This window comes from Enterobacter cloacae complex sp. HYC074_NIDB (genome assembly GCF_056673345.1).
Window position 1 is genome coordinate 4,122,193 of record NZ_CP114214.1, and the last position, 25,468, is coordinate 4,147,660.

The 25,468-nt window shown below is 54.0% G+C and carries 22 protein-coding genes and 4 pseudogenes; 18 read left to right on the forward strand and 8 right to left on the reverse strand.

Features of this window, described 5'->3' with window-relative positions:
* The first annotated feature begins 329 nt into the window (after positions 1–329).
* The 9 genes from yqjA (at position 330) to O1724_RS20060 (ending at position 5,096) form a co-directional block, all read left to right on the forward strand.
* Positions 330–992: a DedA family general envelope maintenance protein YqjA gene (gene yqjA, locus O1724_RS20020; protein ID WP_003862638.1), complete on the forward strand. Its 663-nt coding sequence runs from the start codon at positions 330–332 to the stop codon at positions 990–992.
* Positions 993–994: 2 nt separating this feature from the next.
* On the forward strand, positions 995–1,378 hold the full coding sequence (gene mzrA / locus O1724_RS20025; RefSeq protein ID WP_003862640.1) for an EnvZ/OmpR regulon moderator MzrA: 384 nt from the start codon (positions 995–997) through the stop codon (positions 1,376–1,378).
* A 143-nt stretch (positions 1,379–1,521) separates the two neighbouring features.
* Complete coding sequence (locus O1724_RS20030) at positions 1,522–1,890, forward strand: DUF1090 domain-containing protein (RefSeq protein ID WP_017382428.1); 369 nt, start codon at positions 1,522–1,524, stop codon at positions 1,888–1,890.
* A 29-nt stretch (positions 1,891–1,919) separates the two neighbouring features.
* Positions 1,920–2,225 carry an ElaB/YgaM/YqjD family protein gene (locus O1724_RS20035; RefSeq protein WP_003862645.1) on the forward strand — a complete coding sequence of 102 codons (306 nt, stop codon included), beginning with the start codon at positions 1,920–1,922 and terminating at the stop codon, positions 2,223–2,225.
* A gap of 2 nt (positions 2,226–2,227) precedes the next feature.
* The gene (locus tag O1724_RS20040; RefSeq protein ID WP_003862647.1) at positions 2,228–2,626 is read left to right on the forward strand and encodes a phage holin family protein; all 399 of its coding nucleotides are present in this window, start codon (positions 2,228–2,230) and stop codon (positions 2,624–2,626) included.
* The gene (locus O1724_RS20045; protein ID WP_003862649.1) at positions 2,623–2,919 is read left to right on the forward strand and encodes a YqjK-like family protein; all 297 of its coding nucleotides are present in this window, start codon (positions 2,623–2,625) and stop codon (positions 2,917–2,919) included. Before O1724_RS20040 ends, O1724_RS20045 begins: the two co-directional genes overlap by 4 nt.
* Before the next feature lie 253 nt (positions 2,920–3,172).
* On the forward strand, positions 3,173–3,565 hold the full coding sequence (locus tag O1724_RS20050) for a DoxX family protein (RefSeq protein WP_003862651.1): 393 nt from the start codon (positions 3,173–3,175) through the stop codon (positions 3,563–3,565).
* A 72-nt stretch (positions 3,566–3,637) separates the two neighbouring features.
* A complete protein-coding gene (locus O1724_RS20055) occupies positions 3,638–4,624 on the forward strand; it encodes a glutathione S-transferase family protein (protein ID WP_003862653.1) in 987 nt (328 codons plus the stop codon).
* A 106-nt stretch (positions 4,625–4,730) separates the two neighbouring features.
* Entirely contained in the window at positions 4,731–5,096 is a 366-nt protein-coding gene (locus O1724_RS20060) for a DUF805 domain-containing protein (RefSeq protein ID WP_000384149.1), read from the forward strand.
* A gap of 38 nt (positions 5,097–5,134) precedes the next feature.
* Here the strand turns inward: O1724_RS20060 and yhaJ are convergent, their stop codons facing one another.
* Positions 5,135–6,037 carry a DNA-binding transcriptional regulator YhaJ gene (yhaJ, locus tag O1724_RS20065; RefSeq protein ID WP_045335772.1) on the reverse strand — a complete coding sequence of 301 codons (903 nt, stop codon included), beginning with the start codon at positions 6,035–6,037 and terminating at the stop codon, positions 5,135–5,137.
* Positions 6,038–6,141: 104 nt separating this feature from the next.
* Here yhaJ and O1724_RS20070 point away from each other — a divergent pair, with 104 nt between their 5' ends.
* Positions 6,142–6,843 carry a pirin family protein gene (locus O1724_RS20070; protein ID WP_003862658.1) on the forward strand — a complete coding sequence of 234 codons (702 nt, stop codon included), beginning with the start codon at positions 6,142–6,144 and terminating at the stop codon, positions 6,841–6,843.
* 79 nt (positions 6,844–6,922) lie between these two features.
* Here O1724_RS20070 and O1724_RS20075 read toward each other — a convergent pair whose 3' ends face one another.
* Both O1724_RS20075 and O1724_RS20080 read right to left on the reverse strand, forming a co-directional pair.
* Positions 6,923–8,227, reverse strand: coding sequence for an L-cysteine desulfidase family protein (locus O1724_RS20075; RefSeq protein WP_022651889.1), 1,305 nt, complete (start codon positions 8,225–8,227; stop codon positions 6,923–6,925).
* A 20-nt stretch (positions 8,228–8,247) separates the two neighbouring features.
* Complete coding sequence (locus tag O1724_RS20080) at positions 8,248–9,579, reverse strand: SLC5/6 family protein (protein ID WP_022649483.1); 1,332 nt, start codon at positions 9,577–9,579, stop codon at positions 8,248–8,250.
* Positions 9,580–10,102: 523 nt separating this feature from the next.
* Here O1724_RS20080 and O1724_RS20085 point away from each other — a divergent pair.
* The 8 genes and pseudogenes from O1724_RS20085 to O1724_RS20120 form a co-directional block, all read left to right on the forward strand.
* Positions 10,103–12,886 (forward strand): type VI secretion system Vgr family protein, encoded by a 2,784-nt coding sequence (locus O1724_RS20085; protein ID WP_479983904.1) that lies wholly within the window; start codon positions 10,103–10,105, stop codon positions 12,884–12,886.
* 1 nt (position 12,887) lies between these two features.
* Entirely contained in the window at positions 12,888–13,913 is a 1,026-nt protein-coding gene (locus tag O1724_RS20090; RefSeq protein WP_139158039.1) for a phospholipase D-like domain-containing protein, read from the forward strand.
* Positions 13,796–15,313 carry a phospholipase D-like domain-containing protein gene (locus tag O1724_RS20095; protein ID WP_176691027.1) on the forward strand — a complete coding sequence of 506 codons (1,518 nt, stop codon included), beginning with the start codon at positions 13,796–13,798 and terminating at the stop codon, positions 15,311–15,313. The genes O1724_RS20090 and O1724_RS20095 overlap by 118 nt, the downstream gene beginning before the upstream one ends.
* A 2-nt stretch (positions 15,314–15,315) precedes the next feature.
* Positions 15,316–16,497 carry a T6SS immunity protein Tli4 family protein gene (locus O1724_RS20100; RefSeq protein ID WP_170227492.1) on the forward strand — a complete coding sequence of 394 codons (1,182 nt, stop codon included), beginning with the start codon at positions 15,316–15,318 and terminating at the stop codon, positions 16,495–16,497.
* Between the two features lie 62 nt (positions 16,498–16,559).
* Positions 16,560–16,748, forward strand: a pseudogene (locus O1724_RS20105) (type VI secretion lipoprotein TssJ); the annotation flags it as partial.
* Positions 16,741–17,241, forward strand: a pseudogene (locus O1724_RS20110) (contractile injection system protein, VgrG/Pvc8 family); the annotation flags it as partial. The pseudogenes O1724_RS20105 and O1724_RS20110, both read left to right, overlap by 8 nt.
* A pseudogene (locus O1724_RS20115) lies at positions 17,241–17,500 on the forward strand (VRR-NUC domain-containing protein); the annotation flags it as partial. The pseudogenes O1724_RS20110 and O1724_RS20115, both read left to right, overlap by 1 nt.
* 9 nt (positions 17,501–17,509) lie before the next feature.
* Positions 17,510–18,437 (forward strand): annotated as a pseudogene (locus O1724_RS20120) (DUF3396 domain-containing protein); the annotation flags it as partial.
* Positions 18,438–18,525: 88 nt separating this feature from the next.
* Here O1724_RS20120 and pflB read toward each other — a convergent pair.
* The 5 genes from pflB to tdcA form a co-directional block, all read right to left on the reverse strand.
* A complete protein-coding gene (pflB, locus tag O1724_RS20125) occupies positions 18,526–20,820 on the reverse strand; it encodes a formate C-acetyltransferase (protein ID WP_126297463.1) in 2,295 nt (764 codons plus the stop codon).
* Between the two features lie 15 nt (positions 20,821–20,835).
* Positions 20,836–22,044 (reverse strand): propionate kinase, encoded by a 1,209-nt coding sequence (tdcD, locus tag O1724_RS20130; RefSeq protein ID WP_072139522.1) that lies wholly within the window; start codon positions 22,042–22,044, stop codon positions 20,836–20,838.
* A 30-nt stretch (positions 22,045–22,074) separates the two neighbouring features.
* Entirely contained in the window at positions 22,075–23,406 is a 1,332-nt protein-coding gene (gene tdcC / locus O1724_RS20135; protein ID WP_003862666.1) for a threonine/serine transporter TdcC, read from the reverse strand.
* Positions 23,407–23,416: 10 nt separating this feature from the next.
* A complete protein-coding gene (gene tdcB / locus O1724_RS20140) occupies positions 23,417–24,406 on the reverse strand; it encodes a bifunctional threonine ammonia-lyase/L-serine ammonia-lyase TdcB (RefSeq protein ID WP_045897637.1) in 990 nt (329 codons plus the stop codon).
* 96 nt (positions 24,407–24,502) lie between these two features.
* Positions 24,503–25,423 (reverse strand): transcriptional regulator TdcA, encoded by a 921-nt coding sequence (gene tdcA / locus O1724_RS20145; protein ID WP_126297462.1) that lies wholly within the window; start codon positions 25,421–25,423, stop codon positions 24,503–24,505.
* Positions 25,424–25,468: the final 45 nt, after the last annotated feature.

The following is a 25,468-nucleotide window of genomic DNA, read 5'->3' on the forward strand; positions in this document are numbered from 1 at the left end:
TGGCAGGCGCACCGCCGCGCCTTCCGGCCAGACAGGGTAAGAAAACCTATATAGTGTCAGCCTTTGTAAAATTTCTCGCTCCCCTCCGTGGCTTACGCCAAAATCGTGTTTCCCCTCAAATTCTGTGACGCAGAACGTCGGGCTTTGTTACAATTGGATTCACTTCGTTATTTTGTAAGTTAGTGCTTGCTAACCAGCCAATTAACAGGGAACAGTGTTGGCCACACATCAATGTGTCCGCGAGCGACCATAATGAAATCATAACAATGTCGCCGTGCTGTATTTCCCGAATTACAGGCGTGACGTTAACCGATTTCCAGGAACACTGAATGGAACTTTTGACCCAACTACTGAACGCCCTCTGGGCTCAGGATTTCGAAACGCTGGCCAACCCGTCCATGATTGGCATGCTCTACTTTGTATTATTTATGATCCTGTTCCTTGAGAACGGTCTGCTGCCTGCTGCCTTTTTACCGGGCGACAGCCTGCTGGTACTGGTCGGGGTGCTTTGTGCAAAAGGGGCGATGGCTTTCCCGCAAACGGTCCTGCTTTTAACCATTGCCGCCAGCCTGGGCTGCTGGGTGAGTTACATTCAGGGGCGATGGCTGGGTAACACGCGAATCGTTCAGAACTGGCTTTCGCACCTTCCGGCCCATTACCACCAGCGAGCGCACCACCTTTTCCATAAGCATGGGCTTTCCGCCTTGCTGATCGGCCGCTTTATCGCATTTGTACGCACCCTACTGCCCACCATTGCGGGCCTGTCCGGTCTGAGCAGCACGCGCTTCCAGTTCTTTAACTGGATGAGCGGCTTGCTGTGGGTGCTGATCCTGACCACGCTCGGCTACGCGCTGGGTAAAACGCCGGTCTTTATGAAATACGAAGACCAACTGATGTCTTGCCTGATGCTGCTGCCCGTCGTTCTGCTGGTGTTTGGCCTGGTCGGGTCCCTGGTCGTACTGTGGAAGAAGAAATACGGAGCCAGGGGTTAACGATGGTTATCTCCCCGCTCGCGCTGCGCCGCTTCTCTTACGCCATCGTCGCGCTGATGATGTTCAGCGCTCTTATCCTGCTGTGGTCTGCGCTACAGCATCAGGAGTCGACGCTGGCTATCCGTCCTGTGAGCCAAGGAACCAGCGTGCCGGATGGTTTTTCCATCTGGCATCATCTCGACGCAAACGGGATTCGCTTTAAGAGCATCACGCCGCAAGACGATGTGCTGCTGATAAAATTTGACTCCAGTGCGCAAAGCGCCGCGGCGAAAGCCGTGCTGGACCGCACGCTGCCGCAGGGTTACATCATTGCGCAACAGGATGATGACAGCCACGTCGCCTCCTGGATGTCACGGTTACGCGACACGTCGCATCGATTTGGTTAACGACTAATATTCCGAATATTTTCACCTACTTTGGTGAAACTCCCGTTTACTTACTATGCTTAAGTACGCGGAGCACCCCTCAGATGTTCTCCGCTTAGTTCTGGAACACGGCTTACGCCGTAACACAATGGAAGGTTTCTATAATGAAATACCGCATCACCCTGGCTCTGGCCCTTTTTTCTTTAAGCACAGCTTCCTTCGCTATGTCTCTTTGTCAGGAGAAAGAACAGGATATCCAACGCGAAATCAGTTATGCCGAAAAGCATAACAATCAGCACCGGATCGACGGACTGAAAAAAGCGTTGAGCGAAGTGAAAGACAACTGTACGGACAGCAAGCTGCGTGCCGATCATCAGGAAAAAATCGCTGAACAGAAGGACGAGATAGCCGAGCGCCGTCAAGACCTGCAAGAAGCGAAAGAGAAAGGTGATGCGGAAAAAATTGCCAAGCGCGAGAGGAAGTTGCAAGAGGCGCAGGACGAACTGAAAGCGCTGGAAGCTCGCGATTATTGAGTTAACGGAAATCTCAACAGGAGAGAATCATGTCAAAAGATACAACTTCAGAAAATCTGCGCGCTGAACTGAAATCCCTGGCGGACACCCTGGAAGAGGTGCTGAACTCTTCTGCCGATAAATCGAAAGAAGAAGTCAGCAAACTGCGCAGCAAAGCGGAGCAGGCACTGAAAGAGAGCCGTTACCGTCTGGGTGAAACCGGTGATGCACTGGCGAAACAGACCCGCGAAGCGGCTGCGCGCGCAGACGAATATGTACGTGATAATCCATGGACGGGTGTGGGTATTGGCGCCGCAGTGGGTGTGGTGCTGGGTGTCCTGCTGACGCGTCGTTGATTATGGAAGATCCACGTCACGCACAAGGGCCTGCTAAAAACGTCCTCGGCATTGGCCAGCGTATTCTTACGACGCTGGTCGGGATTGCCGAAACGCGCGTCCGGCTTGCGGTAGTGGAGCTGGAAGAGGAGAAAGCCAACCTCTTCCAGATGCTGCTCATGCTTGGGCTTACGATGCTCTTTGCCGCGTTTGGTCTGATGAGCCTGATGGTGTTAATCATCTGGGCTATCGATCCACAGTATCGTCTGAACGCGATGATTGCGACTACCGTGGTTCTGCTGGTGGCGGCGCTGATAGGCGGTATCTGGACCCTGCATAAAGCGCGCACGTCGACCTTCCTGCGTCATACGCGCCAGGAGCTGGCCAACGACCGCGCCCTGCTGGAGGATGATAAGTCGTGAGCGACAAAGCCGAACGTCAAAAGCGGAAAGCGTATCTGTTGAGCCAAATCCAGCAGCAGCGACTGGATCTGTCTGCCAGCCGTCGCGACTGGGTTGAAGCCACGCATCGGTTTGACCGCGGCTGGAACACGGTCCTGAGCCTGCGTTCATGGGCGCTGGTCGGCAGCAGCGTGATGGCGATCTGGTCGGTTCGGCATCCTAACATGCTGATCCGCTGGGCACGTCGCGGCTTTGGCGCCTGGAGCGCCTGGCGTCTGGTGAAAACCACGCTGCGACAGCAGCAGTTGCGGTGAAAAAAGCAAAACGGTAACCCTGGTTACCGTTTTTTGTTTTTGCCCCCTCTCCCTGTGGGAGAGGGATGGGGTGAGGGCACCAGCCCGCACGCTCCCTTACTCAATATCTTTGAAGAAGATTAACAGTTTTCCTTGCTAACAATTGCCATCCGCCCCGTTTACACTCCTCTCCATCGACAGCAAAGACGCGGTATCTACCCGAATTTGCAAGCAAATAACGTTTAGCCGCTGATGTGGTTTCCTGGAGAGTAAAATGAAAAAATTAGAAGATGTTGGTGTACTGGTAGCGCGTATTCTGATGCCAATTCTGTTCATCACCGCAGGCTGGGGCAAAATTACCGGCTATGCGGGCACTCAGCAGTATATGGAAGCGATGGGCGTGCCGGGGTTCCTGCTGCCACTGACCATTCTGCTTGAGTTCGGCGGCGGCCTGGCAGTGCTGTTCGGTTTCCTGACACGCACCACGGCGCTGTTCACCGCAGGCTTTACCCTGCTGACCGCGTTCATCTTCCACAGCAACTTTGCGGAAGGCGTGAACTCCCTGATGTTCATGAAAAACCTGACCATCGCGGGTGGCTTCCTGCTGCTGGCTATCACGGGCCCGGGCGCCTACAGCATCGACCGTCTTCTGAATAAGAAGTGGTAAGCACGCTATACTGATTACATTCAAAGCGAGGAGACATCTCCTCGCTTTTGCTATCTGACGGAGGAGAAAAAAATGGGACAACTCGTAGACGGCGTCTGGCAGGATGTCTGGTATGACACCAAATCCACCGGTGGACGCTTTAAGCGCTCTGTTTCGGCCTTCCGTAACTGGCTGACCGCCGACGGCGCACCCGGCCCGAGCGGCGAAGGCGGCTTCGCGGCGGAGAAAGATCGTTATCATCTGTACGTTTCTCTCGCCTGTCCGTGGGCGCACCGCACGCTGATTGTGCGCAAGCTTAAAGGCCTCGAATCGTTAATTCCGGTTTCGGTGGTCAACCCGCTGATGCTGGAAAACGGCTGGACGTTCGACAGTGACTTCCCTGCCGCGACGGGTGATGAGCTTTATCATCACGATTTCCTGTATCAGCTCTATCTGCGCGCCGATCCGCACTACACCGGACGCGTAACGGTGCCGGTGCTGTGGGACAAGAAAAACCAGACGATCGTCAGCAATGAATCCGCTGAAATCATTCGCATGTTCAATACCGCGTTTGACGCGCACGGCGCCCGCGCCGGGGATTACTACCCGGTTGAGCTGCGCGAGAAAATTGACGAGCTGAACGGCTGGATCTACGACAACGTCAACAACGGCGTCTATAAAGCGGGCTTTGCCACCAGTCAGGAAGCGTACGACGAAGCGGTCGGCAACGTGTTTGGATCCCTGGAGCGCCTGGAGCAGATCCTCGGCCAGCATCGTTATTTAACGGGCGATCGCCTCACCGAAGCAGACATCCGCCTGTGGACGACGCTGATCCGCTTCGATCCGGTGTATGTCACCCACTTCAAGTGCGACAAGCATCGCATCAGCGATTATCTGAACCTGCACGGTTTCCTGCGCGACATCTATCAGATGCCGGGGATTGCGGAGACGGTCAATTTTGACCATATTCGCACCCATTATTTCCGCAGTCATAAGACCATCAACCCAACGGGCATTATCTCCATTGGCCCGTGGCAGGACCTGGATGAACCGCACGGGCGCGACGTGCGTTTCGGATAATTATTTAGGGAATCAATTGATTCCCTTTTTTAATTCACAGCATACATCTATCCTTACCTCGATCGCTTAGAAAACAAGTGATTGACTGATTAAGAGGCAAGGAAAAATGGACTGGTATTTAAAGGTACTGCGCAACTATTTTGGTTTTGGTGGCCGTGCCCGCCGTAAAGAGTACTGGATGTTCGTTCTGGTGAACTTCGTCCTGATTATGGTGCTGGGCATTGTGGACAAGATCCTCGGCTGGGAACGCGAGGGGGGTGAAGGCATTCTCACCACCATTTATGGTGTGTTAGTTCTGCTGCCTTCATGGGCCGTACTGTTTCGTCGTCTCCACGACACCGATCGTTCGGCGTGGTGGCTGCTGTTGCTGTTGATCCCGCTTATCGGCTGGATCGTGATTTTGATTTTCAACTGTCAGAGCGGAACGCCGGGCGAAAACCGCTTTGGTCCGGATCCTAAGGCAAGCGCGTAAATTCTGCCCGGTGGCGCTTACGCTTACCGGGCCTACGCTTATTTGTTGTGGTGGGCAAAGAGCTTGGGAATTTCACGCAAACACCACGATTTGGCTTCGCCCATGCTATCGCGACGCCACGCCATAATAATATCCACTTCGCTGGTGTATTCCGGGCTGACGACGCGCAGCCGCCCTTCTGCAATGTCCTTTTCGACAAACGGGTACGGCATAGTCGCCACGCCCAGCCCCGCCAGGAGCGCCTGACGCTTATCTTCCAGCGACGTTACCGTCAGTCGCGGCTGTTTATCCAGCAACTGTACCGTTAACACCGGGCGCTCTCGGGCGGTATCCGCGACCGCCACGCCGCGGTATTTCACGCGCGTGACCTCAGAGAGCGGCTCCGGCTCCTGATGGATAGGGTGATCCGGCGCGGCGACGTAGACGTTCATCACGCTGTAGAGCTTGCGCGAATTGATTTCTGACGATGAGCGGAAATGCATGTCTGGCGCAATCACGATATCCGCCCTGCCCGTCTCAAGACGCTCCCATGCCCCGGCCAGCACCTCGGTGATGATCGACAGCTGGGTATTGGCTTTCGCGGCCAGTTTGTCCACCAGCGGAAACAGCGCTTCGGTGGGCACCAGCGCTTCGGTCACTAACGTCAGATGGGTTTCCCAGCCGCGGGCCAGCGCTTCGGCATCGGTCGTCAGCTTATCCGCCGCTTCCAGCAATACGCGGCCGCGCTCCAGCAGCATCCGCCCAACGTTGGTGAATTTTGTTCGATGACCGGAGCGATCGAAGAGCACAACATCCAGCTCCTCTTCCAGCTTTTGCATGGTGTAGCTCAGCGCAGACGGAACGCGCCCCAGTTCATCTGCCGCCGCGGCAAAACTGCCGCGCCTGTCAATCGCGTCCATGACGCGAAGCGCCTCAAGCGTCAATGCTCTCTCTTTAGCCATCTCGTTCTCATTCAGGAAATTTGAACATACCAGGCAGAATATCTGGCTAACAATGCAGCGTCCATACCTTTACCATTGATTTAGTGTAAAGAGAGGTCAAGTTTATGATTACGACAAGAACAGCGAAACAGTGCGGACAAGCCGATTTCGGTTGGTTGCAGGCCCGCTACACCTTTTCCTTTGGACACTACTTTGACCCTAAACTCCTCGGTTACGCTTCACTGCGTGTATTGAATCAGGAAGTGCTCGCCCCGGGCGCGTCCTTCCAGCCGCGCACGTACCCGAAAGTCGATATCCTGAACCTGATCCTGGAAGGCGAGGCAGAATACCGCGATAGCGAGGGCAATCATGTCCAGGCGAAGGCTGGCGAGGCGCTGTTAATTTCTACTCAGCCAGGTATTAGCTACAGTGAGCATAACCTCAGCAAAGATAAAACGTTGACCCGCATGCAGCTGTGGCTGGATGCCTGTCCGGAGCGGGAAAATCCGCTGGTGCAAAAGATCGATCTGAAGGGCGATCAACAGCAGCTGATTGCCTCGCCAGACGGCAGCAAAGGCAGCTTGCAGTTGCGCCAGCAGGTGTGGCTGCATCATATCGAACTGAAAAAAGGTGAACAGGCGAGCTTCCAGCTTCATGGCCCGCGTGCCTATTTGCAGTCCATTCACGGAACGGTGCATGCGGTCACGCATACGGAAGAGAAAGAAGCGCTCACCTGCGGTGACGGGGCGTTTATTCGTGACGAAGCGAATATCACTCTGGTTGCCGATACGCCGCTGCGCGCGCTGTTGATTGATTTGCCGGTTTAAGATCAACACGCCCCTCGCTCGATCGGTTCCCTCTCCCTATGGGAGAGGGTTAGGGTGAGGGGTAACGGGTTGGATTAAATCACAACACCTTACTCGCCATAATCTCAATGATCTGCCGGTCCGTCGCCTGCATTGAGCGGCACGCCAGGGCGCACAGGTTAGAGATCGACTGTTCCACGTCGTGCGCCACAATCCCCTCGTTACCCGTCACGGCAGTATCATCCAGCGCCATCATCACGGCTTTCCAGGCGCTGGTGACGCTGGTCGAGACCTTCATTGCACAGCTGTTAGAAGCCCCATCGCAGATCATCCCGCTCACGTCGCCGATCATACTGCCGATCGCCATGGCAATGGTCTGGTAAGATCCGCCCATCAGCCACGCCATCCCCGCCGCTGCCCCCATTCCGGCGGTTGTCGCCGCGCACAACGCGGACAAGCGCGGAAGCTGGTAATGGATATAGATAGCCGACAGATGCGAGAGCATCAGCGCCCGCGCCAGCCGTTCGTCATCAGCCTGAACGTGCTCAGCCACCACCACTACCGGCATGGTGGCGGTGATGCCCTGGTTCCCGGAACCCGAGTTGCTCATCGCTGGCAGCGTCGCGCCTCCCATGCGGGCATCCGAGGCTGCGCTGGTGCGGATAATAATGTCTGAACCCAGATCCTGCGCCATCCAGCCGCGTGCGCGCTGTTTATTGAGCGTCGCGCCAATATGCAGCCCCCAGTTGCCACGCAAACCTTCGCGGGAGAGCGCATCGTTCAGCCGCCCCGCATCGAGGATAAAGCGGATCGCGTCGAACGGCACCTGCTCCACAAACTCAAGGATCTGTGACAGCGTGGTGGTCGAGAGTACCGCCAGCGGATCGTCGTTGTTCTGGCTCTGACGATCGTCAAGCCTGAAGCACGTTTCGCCCTGACAAACTACCTCCACCACGCGAGTGTGCCCGCCAGCGATGGTCACCATCGCCGAGGATTCACCGGCGTAAACGCAGGCGCGTGAATAAAGGATCTCATCGCACGGCTCCTGCAATTTTACCTGCACCAGACCCGCGTTCAGCAATGCTTTGGCGCGCGTTAGCGCCTCGGCCGACGCGTCTTTCAACACCTCCAGCCCGGCGTGTGCATTACCGCCTGTCGCCCCCAGCGCGGCCGCGATGGGTAAACCGACCATACCGGTGCCGGGCACCGTTACGCCAAGCCCGTTTTTCATCAGGTTCGGCGATACCCACGCCTCGATACGCGTTACCTCACCGGAAAGCTGTCCGGCAGCCATCGCACACGCCAGCGCCAGCGAGACGGGTTCGGTACAGCCCAGCGCAGGCTTTACCTCTTCCTGCACGGCGCGAATAAAATGGTTCCATAAAGGATTAATTTGCTCAGACATCGTTACGACCTTATTTAACCTCATGAGAAGGCGAGGAAAGGAGAAACACAAAGCAGCAGCCCGGTAATTACGATAATTACCAGCGATACGCCTTTATATTTATGAAGTGCGGGCACTTTGTAGACCAGCCACGCCGGAATTAAGCAGCCCACCATCCCGAAAATAGGGCTACAGATGGAGGTGAAGCTCAGCACCGGCGCGTTTAATACAATCGCGCTCCAGGCCAGCAGGATGGCGAACAGCATAATTCCGCGCTGGACGGCATTTTCATTGATTTTTTCCGCCGGCATTTTGCGGCGCAGGATGTTCATCACGATGCCCTGCGTCGCCTCACGAAAGCCGAGATAGACGCCAAAGAACGCGGTCATCACGGCGAAAATGTTGAGGATCACGCTGACGATTTTGACCCAGCCCGCACCGTCACCGCTGATGAACTGTGCTGCGATTGCCAGGGCGGAAATATTCTGCTCGTAGGCTTTTACCGCCTCGTCGTGCCCCATCGCCAGCGTGAAGGAGACCGCGTAGAAAAAGACCGTCACAAACAGCACGCCAAAGGCGATATTCATTGCCCGCAGCGCTTTATGACGCGCCACCTCTACGGATTTTTCCCGTGAACGATAGGAAATCACCATCGGGCTTAAAGTCTGAATAAACAGAATGGAGGTTAAGGTGAAAGGCAGCGTAATAATGGCGTTTTTAATCAGCAGCCCCATCGGCGGCAGCATACCGACGTTGGCTAAATGCCAGAGGCCAATCATCGAAAGACCCAGCGCCGCCACTACAAATAATTTGGTCAGCACCATCAGGCTGGAGACTTTAAACAGCAGTTTTTCTCCGCGCGACGAGATGGCGACCAGAATGCAGATCAGGAATAAGCCGTAGAACGGATTTTCCGACAGCAAACCGTCGGTTACGCCGAAGGTGTGCAAATAGGAGGCGCTGTCGTTGGTGATAGCCGTGGAATAGACAAACATCCAGATCACCAGCATCACGAAATAAAGCGCACCCAATAAGATGCCCCAGTTTTTACCTAAATAACCGCTAATGACGCTCGGGTAATCTTTGCATTCCGGTGATTCCGCCAGCGTATTAATAAACAGGCGCTGGAACAGGTACATAGCCGGATAACCAATTATCGACGAGAGTAAAAACACCCACAGCCCCATTAACCCGACCTGCACCGGAAGAAAAACGATGCCCGCGCCGATAGCCATCCCGATACTCATGATGACCCAGCCCGTATCGGTGCTGTCAAATTTGATCGCCTCTCGCCATTCGCTTTCGCTCATTCCCGCCCGCCTTGCCGCAGGGGAATCACTCACAATCACACTGCTGTTTGTTGCCATATTCATTGGGCACTCGCTTATTTTGTAGGGTAACTGGTTGTTTTTATAAGATTCCGATCGCCAGCGATTGCGAGTCAGAAGGTGCAGGTGTGAGTTATTGATATGGGGAGATCATATCCGGAGAGCGGGAGAAAAAAGTCACAAGTTTAATGAGGCTTTTCTGCGTTTGGAGGAAAGTTTTCTTATGTCGGAGTTATTTGGGCATCATTTTTCTAAAAGTGACGGCGATCAACCTACAAATATCTCGCATCTGATCCTGAAGAAAATCGCTCTACATTCGCATTAACCATATAGTTACTGCTTTGCTTATATTGTCAACTTAGTCAGTACATCCATATATCCAATCAAGCGCGGATAGAGAGATGCCAGTTTGAATATTCTCAACTTCAAATATTCATATGGTGAATTGTTCCTTCTTATTTGCGCAGCAAAAAGGCCCCCCTTTTAAAAAATTACGTTATTTACAACAAATTTGCGTTATGTAACTATCGCGTCGTTTATTATCCACAGTAAGATAAAGGTCTTTGTTATGGATAACTGGCTGGCGCTCTTCGACGGACAGACCCGTTACACCCTGGACATTACGGACTCCCGCGTCACGCCCGACGTGCTGCGGTTTAAGGGCCGCGAGGCGCTCAGCGAGCCCTTCCGATGGACCATCGACTTCACCACACCGCAGGATAACCTCACCCCCGAAGAGGTACTGATGAAGTACGCCACCCTGCGCATGCGCAGCGGGAAGGCAGTGCACGGCATCATCACCCGTCTGGAGTGGCTTTCCACCACCGCCGACCAGTCGCATTACCAGGTGGAGCTGAGCTCCCGTCTGGCACTGCTCAGCCGCACCCGCCAGTGCCGCATTTTCCAGCACCAGTCCGTACCGGAGGTGGTGGAGCAGGTGCTGCGCAGACACGGGCTGGATGGGCCGGACTTTGAGTTTCGTCTGGAGCGCAGCTATCCGGCGCGTGAACTTATCACCCAGTGGCGGGAGACGGATTTACAGTTTATCCAGCGCATTCTGTCAGAGGTGGGGATTTACTGGCGTACGGAGATGGATGATGTGCGCGGTCTGGATACGTACATTTTTGCCGACAGCCAGCTGAACTATCACTTTGATGTGCGCCTGCCGTACCGCGAGCCGTCGGGTCTGTTCGACGGCGCAGCAGAATCCGTCTGGGATGTGCGCACCTGGCACAGGATTGTCACCAGCACCGTCGCCACACGGGATTACAACTACCGGACAGCCACCACGCCGATGGATGCGACGGTCAGCGTACGCAGTGATGCGGTGACGACGGGTGAGCACTACCGCTACGCCGCGCCGTACCGCACGGCAGGGGACGACAGCGACCCGGAGCCGGAAACCGAATCCGGCGCATTTTATGCCCGGATTCATCACGAGCGGGAACTCATCAAATCAGCCCGCATTCACCTGTTCAGCAATGCTGCCCACCTCACGCCCGGGCAGGTGCTGGAGCCGCAGGGCGATGTCATTGATGCCCTGAAAGAGGGTGTTGTCCTCACGCTTGTGACCTTCCGGGGGGCCCGTGATTCCCGCCTGCACGTGTCGGTGTGGGGCATGCCTTACACCGAACGGTACTGTTTCCGCCCTGCGGACATCCCGCGTCCGGAAATCCACGGCACGCTTCCGGCCCGGGTCGAGAGCCGGGAGAAAAATGATATTTACGCTCACCTTGACGAGCAGGGCCGCTATCGGGTGAAGCTCGACTTCGACCGGGAGGGGACGGAAGCCGGTTACAGCTACCTGTGGCTGCGGATGGCGAAACCGTATGCCGGTGACACGCTGGGCTGGCACACGCCGCTCACCGACGGGACCGAAGTGGCGATAGCATACAGCAACGGTGATATTGACCTGCCGTATATCGCATATGCCCTGCACGATTCTGAACATCCGGACCCTGTCTCCCGCGACAACCACACCCGCAACGTGCTGCGCACTCCGGCGAACAACAAGCTGCGGATGGAGGATAAGCGCGGTGAGGAGCACGTCAGGCTCGCCACGGAATACGGCAAAACGCAGCTGAACAGCGGGCATCTGGTGGACGCGCAGGAGCAGCCCCGGGGCAAAGGCTTTGAACTCCGGACCGATGAGCACGGCGTTATTCGCGTCGCAAAGGGGCTGTTTGTCACCGCGGACGGGCAGCAGAAGGCCGCAGGCGGGGTGCTGGAGATGAGCACGGCACTCAGGGAGATCGACGTCTGCCTGAAACAGCTTCAGCAGCTGGAGATGGCGGCAGAGCAGGCGCAGGCGCTGAAGGCGGATATCGACAGCCAGATACAGATGTTTGAGCAGCGCCTGAAGCCCCTTAACGAAACCCTGCTGTTCTCTGCCCCGGAAGGCGTTGCCGTGACCAGCGGGGAGCACATGCAGATGACAGCCACAAAAAACGTTGCCATTAACGCCGGAGGGGATATCAGTGCCGGTGTCATGGGCAACATGACGGCGCTGGCGGGTGAAGAACTCGGGCTGTTTGCCAGAACGGGCCAGCTGAGCCTGAAAGCCAGTGAAGGCCCGGTGGAGATGCAGGCGCAGAACGGGAGAATGCAGCTGTTCGCGGAGAAGAAGCTCACCCTGTCGTCTGCGAGTGACATCACGTTTGCGGGCAAGAAGCGCATCACGCTCATCGGGGGCGGGAGCTACCTGCGGCTGGAGGCCGGGAAGGTGGAGTATGGTACGACAGCGACCTACCTGCGCCGGGTGAGAAGAACGATGAAAACCGGACCAGCTTCATTGCCATTAAATTTGCCTTTAATGCCCCTGGTCGACCTGTTTACCTCCCGGCTTGCAAACCCGCCAGCGGGAGCTTCGCAGGAACAGGACAAGCCACAAGAACAGGATAAGACAAAGCTGAAACCTGTGCTCCGTATTTCAGACGCTCCAGGAATCAATGGGGTAGTTCAGCCTGGCTGTAAATGGCAGATTGTTCTGGCAGATTCTTATATGCAGGCCGTTACAACGGATGAGGTACTGATGAATGGACAATCTGATTCGGAGGGGCAAGTATTACAGTCAGAAGACCAGCAATATCAACTAACTGAACTGGCGAAACAATATGCAAACCAGTTATGGCTGGTTGTCGGTCATCGGGCCCACCGTCTCTATTTCAATGTGATTCCTGCTGCCACTGATGAGGATGTAAAAGATTTTTGTGCGCAGGATACGATGGGATTCCATCGTATCTTTAACCGTATTTCCGGAAATATACTTCCGGGCGAAAAACTGAAACAGTGTATAAAGACCGAGCAGCAGGTGAGCGGAGTAATGCTAGAGTCACTCAGGGAGAGTAAATAAAATGGTATCGCTTAAACTTGACGACGGTATGAACCGGTGCAGTGTTTATTTTGATGACAAAAGTGAAGAAAGCTACACCGCAACGGCTACTCATAATCATTGGGTACATTACACCAGTGGTCCGGAAAGGCAGTCAGAGAATTTTGCTGAGTATACAGAGGGCAATGTCGTGCAGGCTTTCCTTGGTGGAAAGGAGTATTTTTCTGCGCTTCTGGCAGCTTTTAAGCAGGCAAAAAAGTGCATTTTTATTACTGGCTGGCAGGTGAACTGGGACGCCCAACTGGCGGAGGGGATACGGCTGGTTGATACCCTGCTGGAGTCTGTACAGACAACTTCTGGTTTACAGGTTTATATTATGCCGTGGGAGAACCCGGCGCAGGTTGAGACGTATGCTGCGGCAACGGAACGGGTATTTGCTGCGATGAATACCCATCTCGGACGACAGGCTTTTTATGTTCAGCGTGCGGGTTCTAAATCCGGAGTGATGTTTTCGCATCATCAGAAATGCGTGATTGTCGATGAAAAACTGGCATTTGTCGGCGGAATTGACCTGGCCTATGGACGCTATGATGACCATTATGGTCTGCAGGCAAACGCAGACGGACGACAGGGCATGAATATGTACAATTCCTGTATTCCACCCATTGTTCATCGTCCAGGTTATGACCCGATGAACGAATATGTTATTCCAGTAGGGAAATATTCGCAGGAACAGCTACAGGGTGAGTTTAAACGAGCGGAAAAACGACAGACGGACAGCGTTCAGCACATTATTGATACAGTTTTAAAACATGAACTCTGGCAGTCTCAAGGGAGTTCGAAGGACAGCGTTTATCTGGATCCGACAATACAACAATACAACCCCGGATGCCCTGGCAGGATTATCAGGTACAAATTGAGGGGCCTGCGGTGGATGATCTGGTCAGAAACTTTGTACTGCGCTGGAACAGTTATTCACACCGCTGGCCTGACAATCCTCTACAGACCCGTGTACCTGAACTTGATATCCCTGCAGTACCATCCATAAAAAAGGGAAGCTGTCAGATACAGGTATTGCGCAGTGCCTCATTGAGTATGCGACTTGATGAACATAAAAATATGCCGGAAATTGCGCCGAAAGCGCGACTGAAACTGGATGATATCCTGCGCAGTCTCCATCTGCTCATCAGTAAGGCGGAGCATTATATTTATATAGAGAATCAGTTTTTTGTGTCGGCATTTGAGAAATCATCTATTGGTGAAAATGAGCCCTTGAGTCCAGTGGCAAAAAGTATTACCCCTACCCTGAGTGCTTGGGCAACCCGGCTATTGCCGGACGATGAAATGCCGCAAAACCCGGTAGCGGAATGGCTGGGGGACAGAATTAAGCGTGCGATTTTTAGTCATGTTGCGCAACCGTTTCATGTCTATATCGTACTGCCTGTATATCCGGAAGGGCGGCTTGATGACCCGGCTATCGTGGCGCAAATTCATCTGACCCGGCAGTCACTGGTATTTGGTTCTCACAGTCTGCTGAACCGCATCCGCCGTAGTTTGTGGGTGAAGCAACAACTTGAAGTGCAGGCGGTACCCCGCAAAGAATGGAGCAGGAAAATAGAGAAACTAGAAGAGCTATGTGGAACGGAATATACCAGTATTCCACTTGAAGTATGCGATCAATACGTGACGTTATTAAATCTGCGTGACCATGATGAACTAAACGGAATGGCGGTGACAGAGCAGATTTATGTACACAGTAAACTGACGATTGTGGACGACCGCTATGTGCTGGTGGGGAGCGCGAATATTAATGACAGAAGTCTGTTGGGTGACAGGGACTCTGAGCTGGCGGTACTGATATCGGATACTGAACATGGCTATACCGATCTGGATGGCAGTGGAACTACAGTTCCCTACCGTAATTTTGCTCGTAAGTTGCGGCAAAAGGCGTGGCGTAAATGGCTGGGGAGTGCGGCTGGGGAATGTGCAGAAGCGCTGGATAAGCCAGCACTAAAAGCCAGTTGGGAGAAGATTCAGGCTCTGGCGAGGGAAAACGCAATAATTTATGAGAGTGTATTTAATTTTATCCCACGAAATGATTTCATAAAAGATGAATCTGATGATGGCAATTACAGGAAAGAAAATAGCGAGCAGGGAGTAAAGATGAGGGCATCGTTATGGCCTGTAGCAGCAGCTAATTCACGAGACGTCCTTTCTAACGAAGGTAGTATGCCGTTTTCTTTTTCGTTTTGGAAAGAATATTCATTATATAATTACAATTTAAATAATATAAAAGGCTTTATAACTGCACTTCCTATTTACTGGTCGGAAGGTGAAAACAACTTAATTCCTTATAATACGCGGTTGATTGCCAGTAATTCTATACAGGCAGATGATGAAGTTCAAATTGCAAATAACGATAATATAAGGGATTCACAGGAAAGCTAGTTATGAAAAAATTTCCATTGTTAATTTTATGGGGTGGTTTTCTTGTTTCACCTGTGACATTTTCCCAGAAATGGAATAGCGAGTGTGTAAGTTATTATCAGATGCAATTACCTGATGGATTGGATGTGGGATTATATCCTATAGAAGGATTTACTAATCCGGAGGAACAACCAGAAGGTAATGGCTTTTTTATTACCAGTCGATATGCACGTAATGGTATAACATTTGGTGATAAATATAACAGAGCAAAAGCAGATTCTATTCAAGCGCAATTTTCTTCGCTTTATTACGGTAATTATGAGTTGGATGTTTCCTCTGAAGAGAAAACTCCGGTTGATTTCTCTGCGTATAAAGAAAGAGTTGCTGATAGTATAAATTTCGTTATTGAAGTTGCCAGGAAATATGAAGAGCGTGATTTAAAGTTACTTAATAAGCCAATGGAAACAAAGGCGGAGTTTAACAGGAAGCATGAATACATCTTAAAAGATTATCCTAATTCTTTCGTGAATTATGACTACAGAGGATATACGGTTTACATAAATAGCGGAAAGCGCCTGTATCATTTTTGGGGGAGGAATGCCAAAGATTCAGGAGAAAAATCCCAGACTACTGAGATGCAGGTGCGGAAATCCGAACCTGAAGTTCTTTCTCTTCTAAATCGTTTCAGACCACGTAAGTTATACGAAGTCCCAACAGAGCAAGGGTTTTGCCTTCCCTACGGCTTTATCGCGGGTGATTCCGGTCATGAGCCTCGTAATATTGGGATAACATACCGGCTTCAAAATCACCCGGATGTGACCATATTTTTTCAGGATCTGGGGATGAAGCCAAAGGCGGGAAAAGAAGATGACCTGAATGAAAAAGATTATGTAATCTGGCTCTGGAACTGGCAATACCAGTGGTCAGCAGTTTCAAAAGAGCTGATAAAACCAAAGTGGCGTTCAATAGAAATGGATGGACGTAAGGGGGTTGGTACATTTGTGAAATCTGTCTACAAAGACGGTGGACTCAATTACGGCTATGTTGCTTATGTACAGGGAGATCGACAAGCCAGAAATCTGAAGCCAGATTTATTACTCTACGTGATGCAGGACAGTCGACAGGCGAGAGGTAACCCGCCAATGGACAAGGATGAGTTGGAAAAACTGGCAGAACATATTGTCAGTTCTATTAAGAGGCGGTAATTCATTTTTTACTGCCTCCACAATTATTTATCCCTTTATTTTCGCCCGCATTACTATTAATGCCGCTGGCGACGATGGTGAGAGTCTGGCAGCTCAGGGGGCGTAAAGTGGTTGATGCCGCCAATTACCAGACACTTCTGCGCTAGGCCGATACGGTCCTAAAGGACGAGGTGCTGGCGTCAAAAGAACTGCCGGTGATGCCCGGTGGCAGCGTGACGCTCAATATGCTCATGGATGAAGATGCTCAGTTCCAGCCTGGCGCTGCTGGGATACACCCGGCAGTGCGCCGTATTTCAGAACCAGTCCGTGCCGGAGGTGGTGGAGCAGGTTCTGCGCAGACACGGGCTGGAGGGACCTGATTTTGAATTCCGGCTGGAGCGCAGCTATCCGGCGCGGGAGCTGATAACCCAGTGGCGGGAGACGGATTTACAGTTTATCCAGCGCATTCTGTCAGAGGTGGGGATTTACTGGCGTACGGAGATGGATGATGTGCGCGGTCTAGATACATACTTTTTTGCCGACAGCCAGCTTAACTACCGGTTTGATGTGTGCCTGCCGTACCGCGAGCCGTCGGGTCTATTTGACGGGGCGGCAGAATCGGTCTGGGATGTGCGGACCTGGCACAGGATTGTCACCGGCACCGTCGCCACACGGGATTACAACTACCGGACTGCCACCACGCCGATGGATGCGACGGTCAGCGTGCGCAGTGATGCGGTGACGACGGGCGAACACTACCGCTACAAATGCGCACCGCCTGGCGGGAGATCCAGCAGGCGACGGATATGACGCTGGAGATGTTAAACCGGGTGGACTGGGTACAGGTGCTGACCGATGCGGCAACCGCCATAGCGGTTATTCTGGTGGCGGTCGGCGTGGGGCGCTGGGCATTCCTGAAGCCATTATCGGCGCGTTTTTACTGATTGTACGCCTGGCGATAAGCGCCTGGGGGACGCTGGCGGCGATCCTCGGCGCAGGAACCACCGTGGCGGTAGCCCCGTAATAAGGAGTGATGATGTTAAAGGATCTGGTCGAAAAGTGGCTTCCGGAAGCATCGGTAAAATACAAGTACGGCAGCCCGGCGGTGAACCTCGGGTTGATAATCACCGTGTTCGTTAAAAACGGCCATACGCCGGAGGTTCGCCGAAAAATGGTGGAGTGTGTCGATCGTTATTACGGGGAATTTAAGCCGTATCTCAGGAAAACGCTGCCGGTAAAGAAATGGACCAGAATCACCGAAAACAATTATGCCAGACAGAAGCAGGCTATTCTAAACTCCACGCCTGAGGAAATTTTTGACTGGGTACTGAGTTCTGCAACTGAGTCATATCTGGCACCGGCTTACGAAATTCTTATCATGGGGAAACGAATATTCCATAACGAAAATGATCGCTCAGTCATAAAACTCGCTTTCCCCCTTTCCCTGCTGAAAGAGCCGGACGGTAAGGAACGGTATGAAAACTGGCTGCTTTGGCTGTGCGACACCTTCGAAGTGGAAAGCGGCTGTGCTGAGCTGTCGTTCGTTCTGCCCTACGCCTTTGAACAGATGTTCCCTTATGAATATGCCCTGGCTCAGCGTTTTTCCGGCGTGATGGTGGATTCGCTGGGTACCCCTGCGGGGAAGCGGTCGAAGGCCTCAAAGGTGCCTGCTGGTAAACCATTCTGGGCACGCCATGGCTGGAAAAGCTCGGAGGGGAAGACGCCGTCGCGCGGCGTCTGGTGAAAACACCGGAAATCGGCCTGCTCTCTTATAACAACGGGGTAATTCTGAAAGCCGGTGAGCTTCCTCCGGATCTGGGTGAGATGAGAACCAAAGGCTTACCCCCTTACTGGTAAAGGTGAACCAGATTATTCGTCCGGTTCGTTATGACGGCCATAAAGGGCTCCATTTCTATTCCGGATACGAAAACCACCAGTTTGATGAAGAATCCTCCATGAAGTGATTTGCCCGCTTCGATGAGGCCAGCGCCCTGCTGGAATGAAAAAAGCCCCCTTTTAACAAAGGGGGCTGTCAACCCTATTTCTTATTTACATCGCCTGCGTAAACGTCCTCGAAATCACATCCTGCTGCTGCTCGCGCGTCAGAGCATTAAACCGCACCGCATAGCCTGAAACGCGGATCGTCAGGTTCGGATAGTTCTCCGGATGGGCGATGGCATCCAGCAGCATCTCCCTGTTCATCACGTTGACGTTCAGGTGCTGACCGCCCTCAATGGTCGCTTCGTGGTGGAAGTATCCGTCCAGCAGCCCGACAAGGTTGGTTTTGCGCACCGGCTCGTCCTTGCCCAGTGCCTGCGGCACGATGGAGAAGGTGTAGGAAATCCCGTCTTTGGCATAGGTGAACGGCAGCTTGGCGACCGAGGTTAACGACGCCACCGCCCCTTTTCTGTCGCGCCCGTGCATCGGGTTGGCGCCAGGCGCAAACGGCGTGCCGCCGCGACGTCCGTCCGGCGTGTTGCCGGTCTTCTGGCCGTAAACCACGTTTGAGGTGATGGTCAGGATCGACTGGGTCGGTACCGCGTTGCGGTACGTCGGCAGCGCCTGGATTTTCTTCATAAAGCGCTCAACCAGATCGCAGGCGATACTGTCCACGCGATCGTCGTTGTTGCCGTACTGCGGATAGTCGCCTTCGATGACGAAATCGACCGCCAGACCAGTGTGGTCGCGCACCGGTTTTACCGTGGCGTACTTGATGGCCGACAGGGAATCCGCCGCCACCGACAGCCCGGCAATGCCGCAGGCCATGGTGCGGTAGACGTCCCGGTCGTGCAGCGCCATCAGCGAGGCTTCGTAGCTGTATTTATCATGCATGTAGTGAATGAGATTCAGCGCGCTGATGTACTGCACCGCCAGCCAGTCCATGAAGTGATCGAGGCTCGCCATCACGGTGTCGTAATCCAGTACCTCATCCAGCAGCGGCTCGGTTTTCGGCCCTACCTGGATCTTCAGCTTCTCATCCACCCCGCCGTTGATTGCGTACAGCAGCGTTTTCGCCAGGTTGGCGCGTGCGCCGAAGAACTGCATCTGCTTGCCGATCACCATCGGGCTGACGCAGCAGGCAATGGCGTAGTCGTCGCTGTTGAAGTCGGCGCGCATCAGATCGTCGTTCTCGTATTGCAGCGAGGAGGTGACGATCGACACCTGCACGGCGTATTTCTTGAACGCGATCGGCAATTGTTCGGACCAGAGGATCGTCAGGTTTGGCTCCGGCGCAGGCCCCATGGTATGCAGGGTATGCAGGTAGCGGAAGCTGTTTTTGGTCACCAGCGTGCGCCCGTCCAGCCCCATGCCGCCAATCACTTCCGTGGCCCAGATCGGATCGCCGGAGAAGAGCGTGTCGAACTCCGGCGTGCGCAGAAAGCGTACCATGCGGATCTTCATGATGAAGTGGTCGATCAGCTCCTGGGCCTGCACCTCATTCAGCCTTCCTGCCTGCATGTCGCGTTCAATGTAGATATCGAGGAACGAGGCCGTGCGCCCCAGCGACATCGCCCCGCCGTTCTGGGATTTCACTGCGGCAAGGTAGGCAAAGTAGACCCACTGCACCGCTTCCTGCGCATTCATCGCCGGACGTGAAATATCAAAGCCATAGTTCGTCGCCATCTGCTGGATCTGGAGCAACGCACGTTTATGCTCCGCCAGCTCCTCGCGCAGGCGGATCGTGGCCTCCAGATCTTCTCCGCGCTCCAGTTTCCCCTGGAGATCGGCGAACTGAAGTTCACGCTCGCGCACCAGATAGCTGATGCCGTACAGCGCCACGCGGCGGTAGTCGCCGATGATGCGTCCGCGCCCGTAGCCGTCCGGCAGACCGGTCAGCACCCCCGATTTGCGGCAGCGCATCATCTCCGGGGAGTAAACGTCAAACACGCCCTGGTTGTGGGTTTTGCGCAGGTCGGTAAAGAGATATTCAAACTGCGGATCCATCTCGCGACCGTAGGCTTCGAACGAGCTGCGGATCATGTTGATCCCGCCGTACGGATGCAGGGCGCGCTTGAGCGGCTTGTCGGTTTGCAGGCCGACGATCGTCTCCAGCTCCTGATCAATATAGCCCGGCCCGTGCGCGGTAATGGTAGTGGCGATGTTGGTGTCGAAATCCACCGGAGCGTGGGTGGCATTCTCCTGACGAATGCCGACCATCACCTTCTGCCACAGCGCCGTCGTTGCTGGCGTCGCCTGCGCGAGGAAAGCTTCATCGCCTTCATAAGGGGTGTAGTTATGCTGAATAAAATCGCGCACGTTGATGGCGTTTTTCCATTCTTCACCACGAAACCCGGCCCATGCGTCGCTGTAAGGCGCGACGCCCGTATCGATTGTTACTTTCATCAGATTCTCGCTTTATCAGGCGTAAGCCGCAGCCGGAGTAACCTTCCCAAGACGGAGGGCGTCCAGCGCGATCATTTTTTCTTCATTGGTAGGGATCACCGCACAGGCCGCGCGGGACGACTCGGTGGAGATCACGCGCTCGCCCGCGCTGCCCGGCAGGACATTTTTGGACTCGTCGAGGATGATGCCAAACACCTTCAGATGCTCCGCCACCAGCGCGCGGATAAGCACGGAGTTCTCACCGATCCCGCCGGTAAACACCACGCCATCCAGACGGTGCAGGGACGCGGCATGACCGGCGATATGCCGCGCAATCCGGTGGACAAAGGTCTTTATTGCCAGCCGCGCCCGCTCGTTGCCGTCATGCCAGGCTTTCTCCAGCGCGCGCAAATCGGAGGAGATACCGGAGATCCCCAGCAGCCCGGACTCTTTGTTGACCACGCGCTCCAGATCCTCGAACGACTGGCCGGTCTGCCGGGCAATCCACGCCATCGCGCCAAAATCCACGTCTCCGCAGCGCGTGCCCATCACCAGTCCTTCAAGCGGCGTCATCCCCATGGACGTGTCCACGCTTACGCCGTTACGCACCGCGCAGATGGACGCCCCGTTGCCGAGATGGGCAATCACCAGGCCGCTGTCATCGGGAGAGAGCCCGAAAAGCGCGTGCGCCTGCGCCGACACATAGCGGTGAGAGGTGCCATGGAAACCGTAGCGGCGCACGCCCAGCTCTTCAAAATAGCGGTACGGCAAGCCGTACAGATACGCCTGCGGCGGCATGGTCTGGTGGAAGCTGGTATCAAATACCGCCACCTGCTGCACGCCGGGGAACAGGCGCTCGGCGGCTTCCACGCCGCTCAGGTTGGCGTAGTTATGCAGCGGCGCCAGCGGGGAGACCTGGCGGATCTGCGCCATCACCTCTTCCGTGATCAGGGTCGACTCGCTGAAGAGGTCACCGCCGTGGGCAATGCGATGGCCAATCAAAGCCACGCTGCCCATCAGGTTGCGTTTCTCCAGCTCCAGGGCGATGGCAGCCAGCGCCCCTTCGTAGTCCTGGTGAGCCAGTCTGACCGGCTCACCCCCATTCACGGAAATAAAGGCTTTTTCATTGTTGATGCCGTCCGCAATGCCCGTCATCAGGGCATCGCAGCCTGCGGCGTCCAGCACCGAGAACTTAACAGAGGACGATCCGCAGTTAATGACCAGTACTACCGGAAACTCAATCATGGTATGGCTCCGCTCTTCCTGAGCTTTGGTTTAAAACAGTTTGTACACGATGTTCAGAATGGTCAGCAGTCCGACCACGGTTACGAAGATGTTCTCGGTCCGGCCTTTGTATTTCGCCAGCGCCGGTGCCTTGCGGATGGCGTACATCGGCAGCAGGCACAGCAGAGAGGCGATAATTGGCGCGCCCATGGCTTCAATGAGGTCCAGAATGTTCGGGTTGGCGTAGGCCACAATCCAGGTGGAGCCCATGATGAAGACCATGCTGATGGTGTTCAGCTTGCCGACGGAGACGTTCTTCTTGTCGCCCTTGTAGCCGAACTTGATGATCAGGCCGTTCAGCCCCTCCAGCGTGCCCAGATAGTGGCCGAAGAAGGATTTAAAGATAGCGACCAGCGCGATGATGGACGCGCCGTACTCCAGCACGGTGGCGAACGTGGATTTACTGCCTGACATCGACGCAAAGTGGTTCGCCAGGTAAGAGAGCACCGGAATGTTCTGCGCTTTGGCGTCCGCCATGTTCTGCGGAGAGAGTGTAAACAGGCAGCTAAAGGCGAAGAACATCACCACCGCCACCATCAGCAGGCTGGCGCGACCGATGATTTTGGAACATTTCTGCTCGGTAAACTCTTTCCCGAACTCCGGTTCGTACTCTTCGCGCTTGGAGACCACAAACGAGGAGACGATAGGCGAGAAGTTGAAGGAGAAGACCATGATGGAGATCCCCAGCCACACCGTGACCAGAATGCCGTCATGACCGGTGAAGGCGATATCGCTCAGGTTAACCTGGTCGATCACCGCCGAGTTCCAGTACGGGATCAGCGAGAGAGAAATCAACACCAGGCTGGCGATGAACGGGAACACCAGGTAGCTCATCACTTTCACCATCAGGTCTTTACCGAACCAGATAACAAAGGCCATCAGCAGCAGCAGGAACAGCGCCACTACGCCGCGGTTCAGGGCGGGCATCTGGAGCTGGTTTTCCCAGAAGGTCATAAAGGTGTTGGTAATAGTGACGCCGTAAATCCACAGCAGCGGGCAAATGGCAAAGAAGTAGAGGAAGGTGATTACCACCCCGCCGGTCTTACCAAAATGCTCCTCCACCGTTTCGGTGATGTTGCCGGAGACGTTACTGCCGGACAAACACAGACGCGCCAGCGCGCGGTGGCAGTAAAAGGCAATCGGGAACGCGAGTACCAGCATCAGCAGGATGGGGATCAAGCCGCCAAAGCCTGCACGGATAGGGAAGAACAGCACGCCTGCGCCAATGGCGGTACCAAACAGGCCGAGCGTCCAGGTGGTATCAGATTTACGCCAGGAGGACGTTTTTGTCTGGCCAACGATAATGCTTTCTGTGTTGCTCATAAGTCATCCTTTATGCGTCAACGAAGCCGGTAATTTGGGAAACACGGGAGAGATCGATATTGCCGCCGGAAATAATGCAGACGGTTTTACGGCCCTGGATATAGTGGTCCAGCTTGCCGCTTAATAACGCCGCGCAGGCCAGCGCGCCAGCACCTTCCGTGACCACTTTATTTCGCTGAATAAGCGCGATCATGCTGTTGCGAATCTCGTCTTCGCTGACCAGCACAATGTCATCGACTAATTCACGAACAATTTCGAAGGTTAATTTACCCGGGCGAGACACGTCGCAGCCGTCGGCTAATGTGCCGGTAATGCGGTGGTTCGTTATTTCACTGGCCTGATACGATGCCGCCATTCCGTGCACGTTTTCAGACTGCACGCCGATAATATTGATAGTTGGGTTGATGGATTTAATTGCTGTCGCAATACCGGCAATTAAACCGCCGCCGCCGATGGGGACAATCACGTTATCCACGTCATATAAATCTTCGAGGATCTCCAGGCCGATGGTGCCCTGACCGGCGATCACTTTCGGATCGTCGTAAGGCGGGATAAAAATGCGCCCTTCCATCTCGACGATTTCGCTCACTTTGGCGATGGTGTCGTTAAAGTTCTCGCCGTGTAGCACCACTTCGGCAGAGTAGTCGCGCGTGGCGGCAACCTTGGATTTCGGCGCGCCCATCGGCATCACTACTTTGCCGTCGATGCCGAGCATGGCGCAGGAGAGAGAGACCCCCTGCGCGTGGTTCCCTGCGGAACAGGCCACCACGCCCTTGCGTTTTTCCGCATCGGTCAGCGAGCTTAATTTATTAAACGCCCCACGTATTTTAAACGAACCGGTACGCTGCATATTTTCAAATTTCAGGAATATCTCACCCTTACACCGTTCGCTCAGATAATTTGAGCGCGGCATACCGGTTTTATAGATCTTTCCCGCCAGTCTTTTTCTGGCGTCCTGAATATCTTCAATGGTCACCGGGAGATCGTAAGTAATGTGCATAATATCCTCGTTATAATAATTCATTGTTTTCAGGCAAAGTCAGGGTAACAGAGCGTTAAAAAGCGTCGCTCCGGGTGTTTTAAATCATCATTATTTCTATCGTCGTTTTTCGGTATTCATCGACGAATATTGTTTTGCCAGTTCAACTAATACTGACGCCGATTTTTTAATACTGTAATTTTTTGACCACACGGCGGCATAACGCGCCACGGGTAATTCATCTTCCACCGGCAGAACAATGAACTGGTCCGAGCCGAATGGCGCAATCATGTCACGGGGGATCACCGTCAGGTAATCGGCATTGAGGACAAGGTTATAGATGGTGACGACGGAATCGGTCTGGACGATGTTTTCAATGCTGATGTGGTTGTCTTGCAGGGTGGTCAGAAGTTCGTTGTAGTAGCCCATATCGGTTTGCGGCATCACCCACTGCTCGTGCGTGAGCGATGCCAGTCTGGTCGGGCCGGTGCACGTTCGTGATTTACTCGCCACCAGCACAAACTCGGATTCAAACAGTGGCTCAACGTGAAGATCCTGAAGCTGCATCCCGTCGCTCAGCGTACCGATGGCGAAATCCAGCCGGCCATCGCGAATGGCGGGCAGGAATGAAGAGAGCTGCGCTTCATACATTGAGACGCGTGCCTTCGGGAACACTGCCTTGAATTTTTTGATCATCCCGGACAGGAAGGTGAAGCCAATCAGCGACGGATAGCCGAAGGAGACGTCCATGACGGTACTGAAACTGAGGCTGTTGATCTCGCTTACCATGTTTTTCATTTCGCGGGTGATCGACTCAGCGTAGGACAGCAGCACCTGACCGGCAGCAGTGAGTTTTACGCCGGTGTTTTTACGCACCATCACTTCCACCCCAAAGTAAGATTCGATGTCGCTGATGATTTTGCTGACGGCAGGTTGCGTCAGCCCCAGTTGTCTTGCAGCAGAACCTATGGAGCCACTTTTGATGACTTCCTGAAATACCACGAGGTGCTGAGTTTTCGGTAGAATAATAGTATTCATAATATTCTGCGCTTATTTCCCTATGACGCAGCGGATTCTACCCAA